The sequence below is a fragment of the Kitasatospora sp. NPDC127060 genome (assembly GCF_042724935.1).
Lineage (GTDB): Bacteria > Actinomycetota > Actinomycetes > Streptomycetales > Streptomycetaceae > Kitasatospora.
Map to the genome: position 1 here is coordinate 59969 of NZ_JBHXEG010000006.1, position 18471 is coordinate 78439.

An 18471-nucleotide genomic window follows, 5' to 3' on the forward strand; every position below is an offset into this window, starting at 1 on the left:
GTAGTCGGCCACCAGGCGGGTGAGGGCGGGGCCGCGCGGCCGGCGGCCCGGGCGGATGTCGGCGGTGAGCGCCAGGAGGGTGATCAGTGGTGGCCGTGGCCGCTGGTGATCTCCTCGTGCTCCTCGACGGTGGGCTTGGGGATCTGGCTGCCCTGGCCGTAGAAGCCGCGGGACAGCTTGGCCCGGGTGCGGGTCCACAGCCCGGCCTTGCGGACCACGCCGTTCTCGTCCACCTCGGGCGCCAGCTCGACCGGCTCGGGCTGCTCGTGCGAGGTGAGGGTGTACAGCCGGCCCTGCGGCAGCGGCGCGTGCACCTCGACGAACTCGCCGTGCTGGAGCCGGTTGATGACGCCGGTCTCCCGGCCGTGCAGCACCTTCTCCTTGTCGCGGCGCTGCAGGCCCAGGCACCAGCGCTTGGTGATCACGAACAGGGCGACCGGCACGGCGAAGAAGCCGGCCCGCACGGCGTAGGTGATCGCGTTGATCGACAGGTGGAAGTGGGTCGCCAGCAGGTCGTTGCCGCCGCCGGCCAGCAGGATCAGGTAGAGGCCCATCCAGGCCACGCCGAAGCCGGTGCGGACCGGGTGGTTGCGCGGCCGGTCGGCGATGTGATGCTCGCCGCGGTCCCCGGTGACCCAGGCCTCCAGGAACGGCCAGCACCAGATGGCCAGCAGCACCGTCGGAAAGACGATCAGCGGGATGAACACCCCGAGGTTCAGGGTGTGGCCGCCCCAGACGCTGATCTCCCAGCCCGGCATCACGCGGATCAGGCCCTCGGAGAAGCCCATGTACCAGTCCGGCTGGGCGTCCGTGGACACCTGGTCGGGCCGGTACGGGCCGTACGCCCAGATCGGGTTGATCGTGGCGATCGCCGCCATGAACGAGATCACGCCGAAGACCAGGAAGAAGAAGCCGCCGGCCTTGCCCATGTACACCGGCATCAGCGGCATGCCGACCACGTTGTCGTTGGTGCGGCCGGGTCCGGCGAACTGGGTGTGCTTGTGGTAGAAGACCAGGATCAGGTGCGCCGCGAGCAGGCCCACCATGATCCCCGGGATCAGCAGGATGTGGACGGTGAACAGCCTCGGGATGATGTCGGTGCCCGGGAACTCGCCGCCGTAGATGAAGAACTGCAGGTACGTGCCGACGATCGGGACGGCCAGGACCGCGCCCTCCATGAACCGGATGCCCGTGCCGGAGAGCAGGTCGTCCGGCAGCGAATAGCCCATGAAGCCGTCGAACATGCCCAGGAACAGCAGCAGCGCGCCGAAGATCCAGTTGATCTCGCGGGGCTTGCGGAAGGCGCCGGTGAAGAACACCCGCAGCATGTGGGTCAGCATCGAGGCGATGAAGACCACGGCCGCCCAGTGGTGGATCTGGCGCATCAGCAGGCCGCCGCGGACCTCGAAGCTGATGTTGATGGTGGAGGCGTAGGCCTCGGACATCCGGATGCCCTTGAGCGGGACGTACGAGCCGTCGTAGACGACCTCGCCCATGCTCGGGTTGAAGAAGAGGGTCAGCCAGACGCCGGTCAGGATGATGATGACGAAGGTGTAGAGCGCGATCTCGCCCAGCATGAAGGACCAGTGGTCCGGGAAGATCTTGCGCAGGTTGGCCTTGGCGAGGGAGTAGATGCCGAGCCGGCCGTCGGCCCAGTCGGCGAGGGCTTCGGCCGGGTTGGCCGGTTTGGCGCGGGTGCTGGTCACCGGTCCCGGCTGCGACTGCTGGTCGGTTCTCACGACGGGCTCCCCGGCGTTCTCGGCGTGCCGGCGTGGAGGCCCGTCGGCGAGGACGCCGGCCGGCGAAGTGTTGTGATCATGGGACCTCTCGATACGGGCCCGCCGGGCGGACCGGCGCACGGACCTGGGGGTTCGCTGGACCCGTTGCTCAGGGTGATGGAGCGCTTACTCTGTCATGCTGTCGGCAGGGGGCCGACTGTGCACGTCCATCGGGCCGTCCGGCCGCTCGTGTCGGGCCGGACGGGGGGCCCTGACGTCCGATCGGCTGGCCGCCGCCGGGGTGGGCGGGGCGATGCTGCGCCCGGGTGCAGCTGAAGCGTTTCGGCGCGCGCCGCGTCCGGGCGCCGCGCGGGCCCGGGCCTACGCTGCGCCAATGGTGGATCACCGTGAACTCTTCGAGGACGTCATCGAGGCCCTGGCCCGCGCCGGGTTCGACACCGCGTCGGGCGCCTCACCGCTGTCGGTCGACCGTCACCCCGAGGGGGTGGCGGTCGGCTGGTCCCCCGGCCCGGAGGCGGACGGGCCGCCGTCCGGACCGGCGCGGGCCGCGGTGAGCGGGGCGGCCGCGCTCGTCCTGCGGGAACGGGGCTTCCTGGTCACCGAGACGGAGGACGGGGAGCTGCTGGTGTGCTGCGCCGAACCGGTGACGGCCCCTCCGGGGCCGGAGCCCGGGACGGCGCCCGAGCAGTGGTGGGGGTGACGCAGATCTCCCCGTCGGGCCGGTGGCGTGCGGAGTTGGCCGACGCATGGGTGTTCCCATACCGAACCCTTACCTGAACCGGGGGTGCAGTTGACCGCGGCCGCTCTAAGGTTTGCCTAAGCTAAGCGAAACGCCCTGGACCCTCGGGTCCGGGGCGTTCGCCGTGCCGTTCCGCCGTCACCCCCGGCGGAGCGGTCGAGGACAGGTACAACCCGGGGCGGCCCGGGGGAGGAGCCCGCTGCATGTGGGATGAGGCGTTTCCCAGCTTTCTGATCGGGCTGCGCGAAGGGCTGGAAGCCGGCCTGATCGTGTCGATCCTGGTCGCCACGCTGGTGCGGGCCGGCCAGCAGGGGCGACTGCCCCAGGTCTGGACGGGCGTCGCGGCGGCCGTCGCACTCAGCCTCAGTTTCGGCGCGGTGCTCACCTTCACCGCCGCCAACCTCTCCGGCCGCGCCCAGGAGGCGTTCGGCGGAGTGCTGAGCCTGATCGCCGTCGGCTTCGTCACCGCGATGGTGTTCTGGATGCGCCGCTCCGCGCGCACCCTCTCCGCCGACATCAAGGAGAAGGTCCGGGCCTCGCTGGCGATGGGCGCGGGCGCGCTGGTGCTCACCAGCTTCCTCGCCGTCGCCCGTGAGGGGCTGGAGACCTCGCTCTTCCTGTGGACCAACGCGCGCACCGCCGGCGAGTCCACCGGGCCGCTGATCGGCGCCGCCGTCGGGCTGCTGCTCTCCGTCGGCCTGTGCTGGGGGCTGTACCGCCGGGCCCTGAGGATGAACCTCACCAAGTTCTTCACCATCACCGGCGCCGGGCTGATCGTGGTCGCCGCGGGCGTGCTCGGCTACGGCCTGCGGGACCTCCAGGAGTCCGGGCTGGTCGGCGGCGGCGGCACGTACGCCTTCGACCTGAGCGGGCACCTGGACGCCTCCTCCTGGTACGCCACGCTCGTCCAGGGCACCCTCAACCTGACCGTCACCATGACGGTGCTCCAGGTCGTGGGCTACATCGCCTACCTGAGCATCGTGATGACCCTGTTCATCGAGGGGGTGCGGGGCGGCAAGGCGGCTCCGGCGGCGTCGGCTGCGGGTGCGGCCCCGGCCTCGGGTGCGGCCGCAGGTGCGGCTTCGGGTACGGCCTCGGCTGCGGGGAGGGCGGAGGAGAAGGCGGAGGAGAAGGCCGAGCCGGTGCGCGGCGGGCGGCCGCGCTGGGTGCTGCCGACCGCGGCGATCGCCGTCCCGGTCGTGGTGGCCGGCGCCGTGATCGCCGTCAGCGGCGGCAAGCAGGACAGCTCCGCCACCGTCGCGGTCTCCGAGAAGGAGTGCGGCAAGGGCTTCGGCAGCCCCCAGCCGGGCCAGCAGGTGTTCCAGATGCACAACACCGGTGACAAGGTGTCCGAGGTCTACCTCGTCAACCCGGGCAGCGGCGCGGTCTACGGCGAGATCGAGGGCCTGGCTCCCGGCACCACCCGCGCGCTGACCGCCACCATCGGCTCCGGCGACTACGCCTGGCGCTGCGTGCCCACCGGCGGCACCGCCGTCACCTCCGCCACCGTGCACCTCACCGGCGGCGCCGAGGTCAAGGCCGTCAAGCCGGTCTCCGAGGACGACCTCAAGGCCCCGCTGGACAGCTACAAGGACTACGTCAACAAGGGCCTCGCGACCCTGATGACGCAGACCCAGAAGATCCAGGTCGACATCCACTCCGGTGACCTCGCCACCGCCAAGGCCGACTGGCTCACCGCCCACCTGCAGTACGCCTCGCTCGGCGCCGCCTACGGCACCTTCGCCGACCTCGACAAGAAGATCGACGGCCGCGCCGACGGCTACGCCGACCGGGCCCAGGACCCGGGCTTCACCGGCTTCCTGCGGATGGAGTACGGCCTCTGGCACGGCCAGTCCGCCGCCGAGCTGACGCCCGTCGCCGACGAACTCGCGCAGAACGTCGCCAAGTTGGTGCACGACTTCCCCACCCAGGACTTCGACCCGGGCGACCTCCCGCTGCGCGCCCACGAGATCCTGGAGAACACCCTCCAGTTCGAGCTGACCGGCGACACCGACATGGGCAGCGGCACCAACCTGGCCACCACCCAGGCCAACCTGGCCGGCACCCAGGAACTGCTGACCCTGCTGCAGCCGCTGCTCGACGAGCGCGACCCGCAGGTGCTGGTCCGGGTCAACGCCGGGATGAAGCGGGTCGGGGACCTCGTCGCCGCCGCGCACACCGGCGACGGCTGGACCCCGCTCGACAAGCTGCCCGCCGACAGCCGTCGTCAGCTGAACGGCGCCACCGGCCAACTGCTCGAAGACCTCTCGCCCGTCCCCGCCCTGCTCGAGATCCGGAAGGCCGCCTGATGTCCGACCGCACCGCAGCCACCGGCTCCTGCCCGTTCCCGCACGCCGTCGCCGCGGCAGCCGCCCAGCCGGTCGCCGACCAGGGCGGCTGCCCGGCCGGCCCGGCCCGCCGGAGCTTCGTCCGGGCCGCGCTCGGCGCGGGCGCGGGGGCCGCCGTACTGGCCGGCGGGGCGTTCACCCTCGGCGCCGAGCCGGCCGCGGCCGGCGACGGCCACCAGTCGAAGACCGGGGCCGTCCCGTTCCACGGCGACCACCAGGCCGGCATCACCACCCAGGCCCCCGGCTACGCGGCCTTCGTCTCCTGCCAGGTGATCGCCCAGGACCGCAAGGGCTTGGAGGACCTGTTCCGGACCCTCACCGACCGGATCCGCTTCCTCACCGCCGGCGGCACCCCGCCCGACCTCGGCGTCGGCGCCCCGCCGTCGGACAGCGGCATCCTCGGCCCCACCGTGCCCACCGACAACCTCACCGTCACCGTCGGCGTCGGCGCCTCGCTGTTCGACGACCGCTACGGGCTGGCCAAGGCCAAGCCCGTCAAGCTGACGCCGATGAAGACCTTCCCCAACGACAACCTGCAGCCCGCCGAACTGCACGGCGACCTCTCCCTGCAGATCTGCGCCGACCAGCAGGACACCGTGCTGCACGCGCTGCGCGACATCACCCGGCACACCCGGGGCGCGATGCAGATCCTCTGGCGGATCGACGGCTTCCAGAACCAGTCCCGCCCGGACGGCGCCCAGCGCAACCTGCTCGGCTTCAAGGACGGCATCGTCAACCCGGACACCAAGTCCGCCCGGGAGATGGACAAGCTGGTCTGGGTCACCGACGGCACGGGCGAGCCCGCCTGGGCCACGGGCGGCAGCTACCAGGTGATCCGGATCATCAGGATGCTGATCGAGTTCTGGGACCGGGTCAAGCTCAGCGAGCAGGAGAAGATGTTCGGCCGCCGCCGCGACACCGGCGCGCCGCTGGACGGGCACCAGGAGAACGACGCGCCGGACTACGGCAAGGACCCGGACGGCACGGCGATCCCGCTCAACGCCCACATCCGGCTGGCCAACCCGCGCACCGCCGACACCGACACCTCGCGCATCCTGCGCCGCGGCTTCAACTACGACCGGGGCGTCGACAAGGCGGGCAACCTGGACATGGGACTGGTGTTCTGCTGCTACCAGCAGGACGTGGTGCGGCAGTTCGAGGCCACCCAGACCCGGCTGATCGACGAGCCGCTGGTGGACTACATCTCGCCGACCGGTGGCGGGTACTTCTTCGTCCTGCCGGGCGTGAAGGACAACGCCGACTGGCTCGGGCGGGGGCTGCTGGCCGCCGGCTGAGACCGATCGCGGAACGGGCCCCGGCATCGTGCCGGGGCCCGTTCGTCGTGCTCGCCAGCTCTCGCGAGCTCTCGCCAGCTCTCGGCCGCGTCAGGCGCCGCGGCCGCGTCAGCCGCTTCAGCCGCCGAGGGTGAAGCCGATCACCGCGCCGCCGCCGTGGCGGTTGGCAGCGAAGGCGGTGCCGCCGTGCGAGCGGGCCACCTCGGCGACGATGGCCAGGCCGAGGCCGGAGCCGGGCAGGCTGCGGGCGGCGGTGGCCCGGTAGAAACGGTCGAAGACCCGGTCGAGGTCGGCCTCGTCTATGCCCGGGCCGCGGTCGCGGACCTCGACCCGCGGGCCGCGCGCCACCACCTCGATCGGGGAGGTCCCGGCCGGGTCGAACTTGGCCGCGTTGTCCAACAGGTTGCCCACCGCGCGGGCCAGTGCGTCGGGGCGGGCGATGACGACCGTGGCGTCCACGGTCACGGTGATCTCCCGGTCGCTGCGCCGGCGGGCCTGGGCGGCGGCCTCCCGGACCACCTCGGCGAGCAGCACCTCGACCGGGTCCTCGTCCGCCTTGCGGTCCGCCGCCAGCGCCACCAGCTCCTCCACCAGCTGGGTCAGCTCCCTGGCCTCCTCGGCCAGGTCGGCGAGCAGCGCGGTCCTCTCGGCGGGCGGCAGCCGGTCGATGCTGGGCAGCACCGAGAGGTTGGTGCGCAGGCTGGTCAACGGGGTGCGCAGCTCGTGGCCGGCGTCCTGGACGAGGCGGCGCTGGTTCTCCTTCGCGGTGGCGAGCCGGACCAGCATCCGGTCGAAGGCGCGGCCGAGCCGGCCCACCTCGTCCGTCCCGGAGGCGGGCACCGGGACGTCCAGCCGGCCGCTGGCGGCGACCCGTTCGGCGGCGTCGGTGAGCCGGACCAGCCGGCCGGTGATCCGGCCGGCGACCAGCCAGCCGGCGCCGCCCGCCACCAGGACGACGGCCGCCACCACGGCCACCATCTGGTGCCGCAGCACCTCCAACAGCCTCTCGATGTCGTCGAGTTGCTGGACGATCTGGACGGCGCCCCGGCCGCCGCCGAGGGACACCACGCCCACCCGGCAGGTGACGCCGCCGAGGTGGCGCACGTTCGTCACCGTTCGGGCCGGGGCGTCGGCGCCGGCCAGCTCGCGGTCGTCCGCGGTGGTCGGCAGGGCGAGCCGGGCGGTGCCCGGGAGGATCGTGCCGGTGGAGTCCAGGGGCTGGGCGGTGACCCGGATCGGGTGCAGCAGCTGCTCGCTCAGCCCGCCGGGGCCGTTGAAGTCCCCCGGGTAGAGCTTCTCCCGGTCGACCTGGCCGCTGACGGCGTGGACGGCCGAGTTGAAGTCGTCCGACTCGTCGTCCCGGATCAGCGCGGCGGCGGCGTGGTAGCCGAGCGTGCCGATCACCACCGCGACCAGGGCCGCCATCGCCGCGAAGGCGAGCGAGAGGGTGGTGCGCAGGCCCGGGCGCGGCAGGCGGCGGCCCGCGGGGCCGGTCACGGCTCGCGCAGCGTGTAGCCGACGCCGCGGACGGTGTGGATCAGCGGGGACAGGCCGGGGCGGTCGAGTTTTCGGCGGAGGTAGCCGATGAAGACCGCGAGGTTCTTGGAGCCGGGGCCGAAGTCGTAGCCCCAGATCCGCTCGTACAGGGTGGTCTGGTCCAGGACGGCGCCGGCGTTGCGGGTGAGCAGCTCCAGCAGGTCGAACTCGGTGCGGGACAGCTCCAGCTCCTGGCCGTCGCGCCAGGCCCGGCGGGCGGGCGGCTCGACCCGCAGGTCGGCGACGGTCAGCACGTCCTCGGTGGTCTCGGCGGGCGGGTTGCGGCGCAGCAGGGCGCGCAGGCGGGCGAACAGCTCGTCCACGTCGAAGGGCTTGACCAGGTAGTCGTCGGCGCCGGCGTCCAGGCCGGCGATCCGGTCGGGGACCTCCACCCGGGCGGTGAGCATCAGTACCGGGGTGCGGTCCCCGGCGGCGCGCAGCCGGCGGCAGACCTCCAGGCCGTCCGGCGCGGGCATCATCACGTCGAGTACCAGGACGTCCGGGCGCTGCTCGGCGAGGACGGCCAGGGTCTGGGTGCCGTCCGCGGCCATCCGCACCCGGTAGCCCTCCAGCGTCAGGGCGCGGGTGAGCGATTCGCGGATGGCGCGGTCGTCCTCGGCGATCAGAACGGTGTGGGTCATGGGGGAGATTCTCCCTGGCGTGCTCACGGCAGTGGAGGGCCGGGGTCGGGTTCCCGGAGGCCGCGGGTTTCGTCCGCTGCTTCGTGGGCGTACCGTGGCCACACGGTGGCACGCCGGTGGGTGGGCCCGGTGCGGCGGGCCGCCGACCGGAGTCGATGCGCACCGCCGGAGGCCGTGATGGCAGATCCGATGGCAGGGCGGATGGCCTTCCTCACCACCCCGCGCGCGGAGCGGGCGCGGCGGGAGGCCCGGGAGCGGCTGGCGGACTGGCGGGAGGTGTACCGGACGGGGACGCCGCCGCCGGTGGTCGGCGGGCAGGCGGCCCGCTGCATGGACTGCGGACTGCCGTTCTGCCACTCGGCCTGCCCGCTGGGGAACCTGGTGCCGGAGTGGAACCGGCTGGTGGCGGACGGGGACTGGCGGGCCGCGGCCGCCCGGCTGCTGGCCACCGACAACTTCCCGGAGTTCACCGGGCGGCTCTGCCCGGCGCCCTGCGAGAGCGCCTGCGTGCTGGCCATCGACGGCGCGGCCGTGACCATCCGGAACGTGGAGCTGGCGATCGTCGAACGGGCCCTGGCCGAGGGCTGGGACCGGCCGCTGCCGCCCGAGCGGCCGGAGCCCGGCGGACGGGTGGCGGTGATCGGCTCGGGCCCCGCCGGGCTGGCCGCCGCCCAGCAGCTGACCCGCGCCGGGCACGCGGTCATCGTCTACGAACGGGCCGACCGCGCGGGCGGGCTGCTGCGCTACGGGATCCCCCCGTTCCGGCTGGAGAAGCACCGGCTGGAGCGTCGGCTCGACCAAATGCGGGCCGAGGGAACGGAGTTCCGTACCGGGGTGTGGGCCGGGCGGGACGTCACGGGCGAGCAGCTGCGGGCGGAGCACGACGCGGTGGTGGTCGCGGTGGGTGCCGGCGCCCACCGGGAGCCGGGGGTGTCCGGCCGCGGGCTGGCCGGGCGCGGGCTGGCCGGGGTGCACCCGGCGATGGAGTACCTGACCTGGGCGAACCGGGTGGACGAGGGGGACGTCAGCGCCTCGCCGCTGTCCGCGCGGGGCCTGCGGGTGGTGATCGTCGGCGGCGGGGACACCGCATCGGACTGCCTGGGGACGGCGCTGCGCCAGGGCGCGGTCTCGGTCACCCAGCTGGACATTAACCCGCGCCCGCCGGAGCGGCGTTCGCCGGGGCAGCCGTGGCCGGTCGACCCGAAGGTGTACCGGGAGACCACCTCGCACGAGGAGTCGGGCGCGGTCGCTGCCTCCTCCGGGGCGGACGACGGGCGGGTGTTCGCGGCCGTCACGGTCGGGTTCGAGCCGGGACCGGACGGGCGGCTGGGCGCCGTCCGCTTCGCCGAGGCCGTGCCGGACGACCGCAGCCCCCGGGCGGGCACCGAGCGGGCACTCCCGGCGGAGCTGGCGCTGCTCGCGCTGGGCTTCACCGGGCCGGAACCGGACCAGCCGCTGTACGCCCAACTCGGCCTGGGCATCGGGCCGGAGGGCACGCTGGAGCGGGACGACGGCTTCGGCACCGCCGCCGACGCCGTGTTCGTCGCGGGGGACGCCGGGCGCGGCCAGTCGCTGATCGTCTGGGCGATCGCCGAGGGCCGGGCGGTGGCCGCGGCGGTGGACCGCCGCCTGCGCGGGCGGACCGAACTGCCGGTGCCGGTCCGGGCGTCGGCGCGGGCCCTCAGGCTGTGAGGGCCCGCGACGGTTGCGGTTCTCGGTTGCGGTTTCTCTGCTGGGGCTCTCAGCCGAGGCCGAGGACGGACACCGCGGTGGTCCAGTTGGTGGCGATGGCCTGCTGGGCGGGCACCAGGTCCACCTGGTGGTTGCAGACGGCGCGGTAGAGCTTGTACTCCACGGTGTCCTTGTCGGTGGAGGTCAGGCCGCTGGAGTCGGTGGCGTAGTGCGGCTCGGGCCAGAGGTTGCCGGGGTCGGTGGGGTGGCCGCCGAGGGACAGCGGGATGAAGTGGTCCTCCTCGTAGTCCGCCGTGCTGGTGTCCGCGTAGCCGTACTGGGCGATCTGCTGGACCTTCAGGCGGTTGGTGTACGAGGTGGAGGGGCGGATCGAGGTGCTGTAGCCCGGGACGCAGATGGTGGAGTCGATGGTGTCCTGGGTGACGTCCGGGTTGGTGACCCCCGGGGTGCAGGCGGAGTCGGGCAGCGGGAGGTAGGCCTGCGAGCAGCTGATGTCGAGGGCGGTGCCGGTGCGGGCGGCGCCGGTGCGGGCGGGGGCCGCGTGGGCGGTACCGGCGGTCGCGAGGGCGGCCGCGGCGAGCACCACGGTGGCGACAGCAGGGGCGAGGCGGTGGGCGCGAAGCATGGGGGAGCTCCCTGTCACGGGCCCGGCACGGGACGCCGGGCGGTGGGTGTCCATGTCACCATCCGCGGATCTATGCGGGTAGACAGGGAGCGGTGAATGGTTGGCGAAGCGTCAGTCGACGTGGTCGGGGCAAGAGTTCGCTTGACGCGGACCTGATGGAGAGGGGAGCGGTCGGGCCGGGCCGACCCGTTCGGTACGCCCGGTCTGCTGGGTGTGCTGGTCGTAGCGCCACAGCGCGGGGAGGGCGGCGGCCAGGACGGCGCTGCCGCCCAGGCAGAGCAGGCCGCCGGTGCCCAGCGCGGCCCGGATGCCCCGGCGGGCGGCCAGCCCACCCGCGCGGAGGTCGCCGAGAGCCGGCCCGGCGGAGCCGATCAGCAGCTCCAGGCCGGCGGTCCGGCCGCGGAGTTCGTCCGGAACGGACCGGTTCCAGATGGCGCTGCGGAAGGTGTCGCCGATCCAGTGGGCGGCGCCCGCGAGGGCCAGGCAGGGCAGTACGGCCCACAGGCCGGGGGCGACGGCGGTCGCCGCGGTGGCCGCGCCGACCAGGGCGGCCGAGAGCAGGACCAGCCGTCCGTGTCGGTGCACCCGACCGGTCCAGCCGCCGGCCGCGGCTGCGAGCAGGGCGCCGGCGGCGGACGCGGAGTAGAGCAGCCCGAGCGCCCACGTCGCGTTCAACTCCGCGGCCAGGAACGGGAACAGTGCGGTGGGCAGGGCCAGGACGGCGGCGGCGAGGTCGGCCAGGTAGGTGCCGAGGAGGTCCGGCCTGCGGGCCGCGTACCGGACGCCCTCGGCGAACTCGCGCAGCGGCGGCCCTTCGGCGTCCCGCTCGGAGGGGACCGGCCGCAGCCGGGCGAGCAGGGCGATCGACAGCAGGAAGGTGGCCAGGTCGACCAGGTGAGCCACCGGGACGCCGGCGCTCGCGATCAGTAGTCCGGCGGCCGCCGGGGCCGCCACCCCGCCGATGCTCCAGCGCAGCGAGAGCAGCGCTCCGGCCGCCACCAGCTGCTCCGGTGGCACCAGCCGGGGGACCATCGCCTCCAACGAGGGCTGCTGGAGGCCCTGGATCGCCGCCGCGAGTGCCGCGGCGAGGTAGAGCGGCCAGACGGCGGGCGTGTCGAGCAGCGCGTTGGCCAGCAGCAGGGCGCTGAGCGCGGCGAGCGCGACCTCGGTGGCCAGGGCGACGCTGCGGCGGTCGGCACGGTCGGCGAGGACGCCGCCGTAGAGGCCGAACAGGACGGTGGGCAGGAGTTCGGCGGCGCCGACGGCTCCCACGGCGAGCGGTGAGCCGGTGAGGTCGGCGATCTGCAGGGGGATCGCGGTCATGGTGAAGACCGAGCCGAGCAGGGTGACCGTGCCGGAGGTCCAGATCAGGCGGAAGTCCCGGGAGGAGCGCCAGGGGGTGGTGTCGGGCAGGAGGCGGTGGCGGAGGTGCTGAGGCTCCGGGTCGGTCGTCGGTGAGGTCATGCGGGGTCCTTGGTCATCGCTTCCTTGTTTCCTTATCAGTGATAAACTCCGGGTCGGAACTTAGCGGCGATAAGGTGGGCCCCGCAAGCGGATAACCGGGAGGCCGATCGCATGGCGCTGCAACGCGACGAGGTGGTGCGCACCGCGCTGCGGGTGCTCAACGAGGAGGGCATCGACGGGCTCAGCACCCGCCGGCTCGCCCGGGAACTCGGCGTGCAGTCACCGGCGCTGTACTGGCACTTCAAGAACAAGCGGGAACTGCTCGACCTGATGGCCGAGGCGATGCTCGCCGATGCCCTCCCGCCCGACCGCGAACCCGACCCGGAACACTGGCCCGAATGGATCGCCGCCGACGCCCGGGCCAAGCGGAGCGCCCTGCTCGCCTATCGCGACGGCGCCCGGGTGCACGCCGGCACCCTGCCCACCGAGGACGAACTACCCGCCGTCGAAGCACAGTTGAGTGCGCTGTGCCGGGCCGGGCTGCGCCCGCGCACCGCGCTGCGACTGTTGCTGACCGTCGACCGCTACATCATGGGCTGGGTCACCGAGGAACAGGCCTGGCGGCAGGACGCCGCCGAACGCACCCGGCCGCCCTTCCCGGACGAGGCGTTGCGCGAGCTCCCGCTGCTGCGTGAAGCGGCCGACGTCCTGCGGATGACCGACCACGACGCCGACTTCGACTACGGGCTGCGGGTGCTGCTGGAGGGCTTCCGGGCGGAGATCGCCCGCGAGGTGGCGGAGGGTCAGGGCTGAGGGAGCGGATGGTTCGGCCTGAGGTGGCGGAGGGTCAGGGCTGAGGGGGCTGGCATGAGTAGGGGATGGGCTAGCGTGAGCGCCATGACAACCCTTGATCCCCGAACCTCGGCCCTGGTCCTGGTCGACCTGATGGACCGGATCGTCGCCCACCAGCTCGCACCGCACACCGGCCCGGACGTGGTGACCGCCTCGCTGCGCCTCGCCGAGGGCTTCCGTGCCGCCGGCGCCCCCGTCATCGCGGTACGGGTCGAGCGGCCGGGTGTCGCCGAGCAGCCGCCCGGCAGTGAACTGGTCGCCGAGGTCGCGGCGGCGGCCGACGAGGTCGTGGTGAAGCGCACCATCGGCGCCTTCCAGGGCACCGGACTGCACGAACTGCTCCAGGCCCGCGGCGTGCAGACGCTGGTGTTCGCCGGGATCGCCACCAACCTCGGGGTGGAGTCCAGTGCCCGCGCGGCCGGTGACCTCGGTTACCGGCTGGTGTTCGTCGAGGACGCGATGACCGGACTGACGGAAGCCGAGCACCGGGCCTCGGTGGAGTTGGACTTCCCGCGGCTTGGGGAGGTCGTGGCGGCGGCGGACGTGCGGTTGGGGTAGTCGGGAGGGCGGGCCGGGGATCGGTGGGACGCGGGTCCTGCCCATTCTCCGCTGATCCGGCCGCTGTGCGCTGACGCTCGCTCCATCGGCACTGTGCAGACTTCCAGTGCCGGGGCGGCGTCTTTTTCATTTCCTGACGTTCCCGTTCGCCGGCGTACCCGGTGGCAGGTGGCAGGTGACATCAAGCGGCCGGGCCCATTGCGGACAGTCCTGAGCCGTTCCGGGGGGCTGGCGGGTCCAGCAGGATGGTGATCACCGGGACGGCGGGGAGGCAGACTCCCCGGCCCGGGGCCGCAGCGGGCCGTACCGGCCTGCCTCGCCATCGACTTGTCCGGGGGGCTTCTGTGTTCCGCACCGCCTGTTCGACCGACGCCTGTGTCCGGTTCGCCGGCTTGGGCATGCCCGCTCGGCCTTCGTAGGCCTTCGTAGGCCTCCGTAGGTCTTCGTAGGTCATCGGGTCGGAGTTGTCGATCCGGCTCAACTTCTCTCGCCTCCAAGCTGATTGGGCGCATCGCGCAGCCCGCACGGTCTCGTTCCGGGCGCCGCTGACTTCGTCGCCTGCTTTCCAGGCAACTCGACGCCCACCCCCACCCCTACACCCGCACCCGCACCCGCACCCGCACCTGCGCCCGCCATGCGTGGGGAGTGTCATCGGCGTGCGCTCGGCGGTCTCTTCTCTGCCTTCCTGCCCTCCTCACCTCATGGGAGCCGTCATGCCCGGACGCACTCGACGATCGACGTTCACCGCCGCCTCGGCGGTCCTGGCCCTGTGCGCCGCGGCCGTGGTGACCGGTTGCGGGGCGGCCGACCGCAGCGCGCCCACGGCTGCCGCGTCGAGCGTGGGCGCCCCGCATGCCAGTTCAACGTCCGTAACGAGTAGGGGAGTCGAGACGCCAACCGCGACGCCGACGTCATCGGCGAGCACCCCGACAGTCGACGCGAGCCCCTCCGGTGGGCCCGCGCCCGTGCCGGCGGCGGGGACCGCCCCCGCCGCCGCTGCGCCGTCGGCCAAGGGCGACCCGGGGGCCGCCCTCACCCCCGCCGTCCAGCCGGCCGGCCTGGCGCAGCTGCCGATGGCGCCGAAGCTCGGGTGGAAGCCCGACGGCCCGCTGAGCAGCGAGGACGTGCAGGGCCGGAAGATCACCCTCAATGAGTGCGCGGCCGTCACCGGCGCCACCACCTGGCAGCAGCAGGGCTACCTGAGCGCGGCCGGCAACCCGGCGGGGCAGCAGCTGTTCTCCTTCCCCGGTCCGGAGGTCGCACACGCCGCCTACCAGAAGCTGCTGGCCGACATGGACGCCTGCCAGACGTCCTCCCGGCAGCTCCAGGCCCGTCAGGGCGTGGCCCAGGACGCCACCGTGACCCGCACGGCGTCCACGGCCGATGGAACGTCATGGTCCAGGGCCTGGACGGGAGTGGGCGGCATGTCGGCCCCCGATCACCAGACCAATCACCTCTACGCGCTCCAGCAGGGAGCTGTTCTCACGCTCTTCGAGTTCGACGAACTCCAGGAGCGTCCCGCCCCGGCGCACGACACCGGTACCGACCCGTCGGTACTGGCCGCGCTCGCCGCGCTCGCGGCCCGGCACTGAAGCCGCACCGGTTCCGCTTTCCGTCTCGTCCTCTCGCTTCCTCACTCTCCATTGAAGGGAAACACGTCCGTGCCACTGAAGAAGTCACCGCGACGCCTGGCCGGTGTCCTGGTCGCCGCCTGCGCCGCCTCCGCGGTGCTGGCCACCGCGCCCGCTCGCGCCGACAGTGTCCTGTCCACGTACATAGCCGCTTCGTCGACCGGTTCGCTGGGCGACAACGCCGCCCCGGGTGGCAAGGTCACGCGCGGCCAGGTCCTGGCGCGCGCCCAGGCCTGGGTGAACCAGAGCGTTCCGTACAGTACCAACGGGCTTGTGGCGCCGTTCAGTTGGTGGTCCGATTCGCAGACGGGCGGTCGCTACCGCCAGGACTGCTCGGGATACGTCTCCATGGCCTGGGAGCTGCCCGAGAGTCCGAACACGGGCGGCCTGCCCTCCTACGGGTCCGTCATCGACAGGTCGGACCTCCAGCCCGGTGACATCCTCAACAGCGCGGAGCATGTGGTCATCTTCGCCGGCTGGCGGGACAAGGGCGCGGGGACGTTCAACTACTACCAGGAGAGCGGGCGTTCCAGGCCGACGAACTACAACACCGACGGCGACCTGAACGCATCCAAGCTCTCCTCGCACGCGATGAGCAGCTACACCGCCTACCGCTACAAGAACATCGTGGACGACGTTGCCGTGCCGTCGGCTCCGGGTTCGATGGTCACGGCGTCGGCGATCGGCAATCAGGTGCATCTGAACATCGTGGGTTCGGATGGGCAGTTGTGGTCGACGGACGGTGATTACGGTGCGGGTTCGTGGTCGGGTAAGTGGGCGCCGTTGGGTGGGTCGGGGCTGAAGTCGCTGACCAGTACGGTCGTCGGCAACACGGTGCAGTTGTTCGCGTTGGGGTCGACGGGTCATGTGTACACGATGGGTGCGGACTACACGTCGGGCCGGTGGAGTGGTTCGTGGGTCGAGGTGCCGGGTGATGCGGGTGGTGCGACCGCGGTCACGGCGTCGGCGATCGGGAATCAGGTGCACCTGAACATCATCGGTTCGGATGGTCAACTCTGGTCGACGGACGGTGATTACGGTGCGGGTTCGTGGTCGGGTAAGTGGGCGCCGTTGGGTGGGTCGGGGCTGAAGTCGCTGACCAGCACGGTCGTCGGCAACACGGTGCAGTTGTTCGCGTTGGGGTCGACGGGTCATGTGTACACGATGGGTGCGGACTACACGTCGGGCCGGTGGAGTGGTTCGTGGGTCGAGGTGCCGGGTGATGCGGGTGGTGCGACCGCGGTCACGGCGTCGGCGATCGGGAGCCAGGTGCACCTGAACATCATCGGTTCGGATGGTCAACTCTGGTCCACCGATGGTGATTACGGTGCGGGTTCGTGGTCGGGTAAGTGGGCGCCGTTGGGTGGGTCCGGGCTGAAGTCGCTGACCAGCACGGTCGTCGGCAACACCATGCAGCTGTTCACGACCGGCTCGAACGGTCGGGTCTACACGATGGGCGCGGACTACACCGCCGGTCGGTGGAGCGGCGCCTGGGTGGACGTCCCCGGCGACGCGGTCGCGTCCACGAGCTGACCGATTCCTCGCGCGGGCCCGGCCGGCGATCGCCTCGGCGGTCGCCGGCCGGGCCCGCCGCGCGTCGACTTGCTAGGCCCTGTCCCGGCGCCGGAACGTCCCCCGGTCGCGGGCGAGTTCGAGGGCATCGCGCAGTCGTCCGTCCGCGGTGCTGAGGAGGTGGGCGGCGGTGGGGGCGTCCACGTCGGCGAGCAGGAGCAGGACCGCGTCCTTGGTCCGGCCGTCGGTGGCGGTGAGGGCGTGGTCGACCGTCTCGCCGTCGGCGCCGGTGGCTTCGGCGACGATCCGGCGGGCGCGCTCGCGGAGTTTGGTGTTGGTGGCCCGCAGATCGACCATCAGGTTTCCGTACGTCCGGCCGAGGCGGATCATCACGGCCGTGGACAGCATGTTGAGCGTCAGCTTCTGCGCGGTGCCAGCCTTCAGTCGGGTGGAGCCGGCCAACACCTCCGGGCCGACCTCCACCTCGATCCCCAGCTCCGCCGCCGCCACCAGGGCCGAGCCCCGGTTGCAGGCCAGTCCGACGGTCAGTGCCCCGGCCGCCCGGGCGGCGCGGAGGGCGGCCAGCGGGTACGGGGTGCGGCCCGAGGCGGAGATGCCCACCAGGGTGTCGGCCGGGGTGAGGTCGAGTGCGGCGACGTCCGCCTCGGCGAGGTCGGTGCGGTCCTCGGCGCCCTCGGCGGCCTCCGTGACGGCGCTCCGGCCGCCCGCGATCAGGCCGAGCACCAGGCCGGGGTCGGTGCCGAAGGTCGGCGGGCACTCGGCGGCGTCCAGCACCCCGAGACGCCCGGCGGTACCCGCGCCGGCGTAGACCAGCCGCCCGCCGTGCGCCATCCGGGCGGTCACGGCGTCGACCACCGCGGCGATCCGCGGCAGCTCCGCGGCGACGGCGGCGGGGACGGTGCGGTCCTCGGCGTTCATCAGGTGCAGCAGGTCGGCGGTGGGCAGCCGGTCGATGTCCGCCCAGTCGGGGCGGACCGTCTCGGTGGGGGGCACGGCGTCGGGGTTCATGCGACGAGCGTCCCCGGGGAGGCGCCGCCCGAACCGGAACGATCGTGGAGCGGGCGAGCGGGTCGTCGGTCAGGCCATCCAGAAGAACACGGCCGTCATCCGGCGGTCCGCCAGTTCGACGCCGTAATAGTCGGTGGCGCTGTGGATCAGGTTGGCGTGGTAGAGGAGCAGTTGGTTGTAGCGGTTGGGGACGCGGACGTCCTCGGTGAAGTGGTCGGCGGGGACGTGGCGGGTGCCGAGCGCCTCGACCAGGTTGTTGTGCGGGGCGTTGACCAGGTTGCCGCCGAGGCGGCCACCGGGGAACTGCTGGCGGTAGAAGCTGGTGCCGGCGTCCTTGGGGGCGCCCGGGCTGAGGTAGAGCACGGCGGCGTAGCGGCAGAGCGCGCGGGAGTCGGTGTGCGGGCGGGACTCCGACTCCCCGGCGCCGACGACCTGGACGCAGTTGTGGTTGAGGGTGCCGCCGCCCGGGGTGCTCTGCACCCAGAGCCGGGAGGCGCCGGTGGCCTTGCGGACCTGGGCCTCGACCCGTGCCAGCTCGTCGGGTTCCAGGCCGGGCATGGTGCGCAGGCCGGGCCAGGTCTCGGGGCGGTGCGGGTAGCCCTCGGTCCAGTCGCCGCGGGCCAGGACGCGTTCGCGGACGGCGTCCGGGTCGGGCAGGACGTTGTCCAGGACCCAGTAGTCCCGGCCGCGGGTGGGCTTGCGGTAGGGCAGGACCGGCAGGGCGGTGGGCCTGATGGGCTGTGAGGGCATGGGCCGACGATAGGGGCGCCGGTCGTCAACGATCTGCCGTGAACAGGTCAACCTTTCGTCAAGGGGCGCGCGGGCGGGAGCGGTGTGCGGCTCCCGCCGGCGCCTTCTACCGTGCCGGGT

At 72.8% G+C, this 18471-nt stretch carries 15 protein-coding genes; 8 read left to right on the forward strand and 7 right to left on the reverse strand.

Going from position 1 to position 18471, the window contains the following annotated elements; all coding sequences use genetic code 11:
• Window positions 1–83 precede the first annotated feature (83 nt).
• Window positions 84–1706: a cytochrome bc complex cytochrome b subunit gene (locus ACFWIS_RS05775; protein WP_380458811.1), complete on the reverse strand. Its 1623-nt coding sequence runs from the start codon at window positions 1704–1706 to the stop codon at window positions 84–86.
• 406 nt (window positions 1707–2112) lie between these two features.
• Here ACFWIS_RS05775 and ACFWIS_RS05780 point away from each other — a divergent pair, with 406 nt between their 5' ends.
• The 3 genes from ACFWIS_RS05780 (at window position 2113) to efeB (ending at window position 6121) form a co-directional block, all read left to right on the forward strand.
• Complete coding sequence (locus ACFWIS_RS05780) at window positions 2113–2439, forward strand: hypothetical protein (protein WP_380458725.1); 327 nt, start codon at window positions 2113–2115, stop codon at window positions 2437–2439.
• A gap of 242 nt (window positions 2440–2681) precedes the next feature.
• Window positions 2682–4787, forward strand: coding sequence for an iron uptake transporter permease EfeU (efeU, locus tag ACFWIS_RS05785; RefSeq protein WP_380458723.1), 2106 nt, complete (start codon window positions 2682–2684; stop codon window positions 4785–4787).
• Window positions 4787–6121: an iron uptake transporter deferrochelatase/peroxidase subunit gene (gene efeB, locus ACFWIS_RS05790; RefSeq protein ID WP_380458721.1), complete on the forward strand. Its 1335-nt coding sequence runs from the start codon at window positions 4787–4789 to the stop codon at window positions 6119–6121. Before efeU ends, efeB begins: the two co-directional genes overlap by 1 nt.
• Before the next feature lie 117 nt (window positions 6122–6238).
• On the opposite strand, the gene ACFWIS_RS05795 is transcribed toward efeB, so the two are convergent.
• Together ACFWIS_RS05795 and ACFWIS_RS05800 are read right to left on the reverse strand one after the other, a co-directional pair.
• A complete protein-coding gene (locus tag ACFWIS_RS05795) occupies window positions 6239–7618 on the reverse strand; it encodes a sensor histidine kinase (protein ID WP_380458719.1) in 1380 nt (459 codons plus the stop codon).
• Window positions 7615–8298, reverse strand: coding sequence for a response regulator transcription factor (locus ACFWIS_RS05800; protein ID WP_380458717.1), 684 nt, complete (start codon window positions 8296–8298; stop codon window positions 7615–7617). Before ACFWIS_RS05800 ends, ACFWIS_RS05795 begins: the two co-directional genes overlap by 4 nt.
• Window positions 8299–8487: 189 nt before the next feature.
• On the opposite strand from ACFWIS_RS05800, the gene ACFWIS_RS05805 reads away from it, so the two are divergent.
• Window positions 8488–9990, forward strand: a complete 1503-nt coding sequence (locus tag ACFWIS_RS05805) for a glutamate synthase subunit beta (RefSeq protein ID WP_380458809.1) — start codon at window positions 8488–8490, stop codon at window positions 9988–9990.
• A gap of 49 nt (window positions 9991–10039) precedes the next feature.
• Here the strand turns inward: ACFWIS_RS05805 and ACFWIS_RS05810 are convergent, their stop codons facing one another.
• Together ACFWIS_RS05810 and ACFWIS_RS05815 are read right to left on the reverse strand one after the other, a co-directional pair.
• Complete coding sequence (locus ACFWIS_RS05810; RefSeq protein WP_380458715.1) at window positions 10040–10615, reverse strand: hypothetical protein; 576 nt, start codon at window positions 10613–10615, stop codon at window positions 10040–10042.
• Window positions 10616–10726: 111 nt separating this feature from the next.
• A complete protein-coding gene (locus tag ACFWIS_RS05815) occupies window positions 10727–12079 on the reverse strand; it encodes an MFS transporter (protein ID WP_380458713.1) in 1353 nt (450 codons plus the stop codon).
• Window positions 12080–12190: 111 nt separating this feature from the next.
• Between ACFWIS_RS05815 and ACFWIS_RS05820 the strand changes: the two genes are divergently transcribed.
• From ACFWIS_RS05820 to ACFWIS_RS05835, 4 genes are all read left to right on the forward strand, one after another.
• On the forward strand, window positions 12191–12832 hold the full coding sequence (locus tag ACFWIS_RS05820) for a TetR/AcrR family transcriptional regulator C-terminal domain-containing protein (RefSeq protein WP_380458711.1): 642 nt from the start codon (window positions 12191–12193) through the stop codon (window positions 12830–12832).
• A gap of 84 nt (window positions 12833–12916) precedes the next feature.
• Window positions 12917–13429 (forward strand): isochorismatase family protein, encoded by a 513-nt coding sequence (locus ACFWIS_RS05825; RefSeq protein ID WP_380458709.1) that lies wholly within the window; start codon window positions 12917–12919, stop codon window positions 13427–13429.
• 965 nt (window positions 13430–14394) lie between these two features.
• Window positions 14395–15021, forward strand: a complete 627-nt coding sequence (locus ACFWIS_RS05830) for a hypothetical protein (RefSeq protein WP_380458707.1) — start codon at window positions 14395–14397, stop codon at window positions 15019–15021.
• 69 nt (window positions 15022–15090) lie between these two features.
• Window positions 15091–16593 (forward strand): hypothetical protein, encoded by a 1503-nt coding sequence (locus tag ACFWIS_RS05835; RefSeq protein WP_380523483.1) that lies wholly within the window; start codon window positions 15091–15093, stop codon window positions 16591–16593.
• Between the two features lie 72 nt (window positions 16594–16665).
• Here ACFWIS_RS05835 and murQ read toward each other — a convergent pair whose 3' ends face one another.
• Both murQ and ACFWIS_RS05845 read right to left on the reverse strand, forming a co-directional pair.
• Complete coding sequence (gene murQ, locus ACFWIS_RS05840) at window positions 16666–17601, reverse strand: N-acetylmuramic acid 6-phosphate etherase (RefSeq protein ID WP_380461769.1); 936 nt, start codon at window positions 17599–17601, stop codon at window positions 16666–16668.
• Between the two features lie 69 nt (window positions 17602–17670).
• Entirely contained in the window at window positions 17671–18351 is a 681-nt protein-coding gene (locus ACFWIS_RS05845) for a DUF6445 family protein (RefSeq protein ID WP_380461768.1), read from the reverse strand.
• Window positions 18352–18471 lie beyond the last annotated feature (120 nt).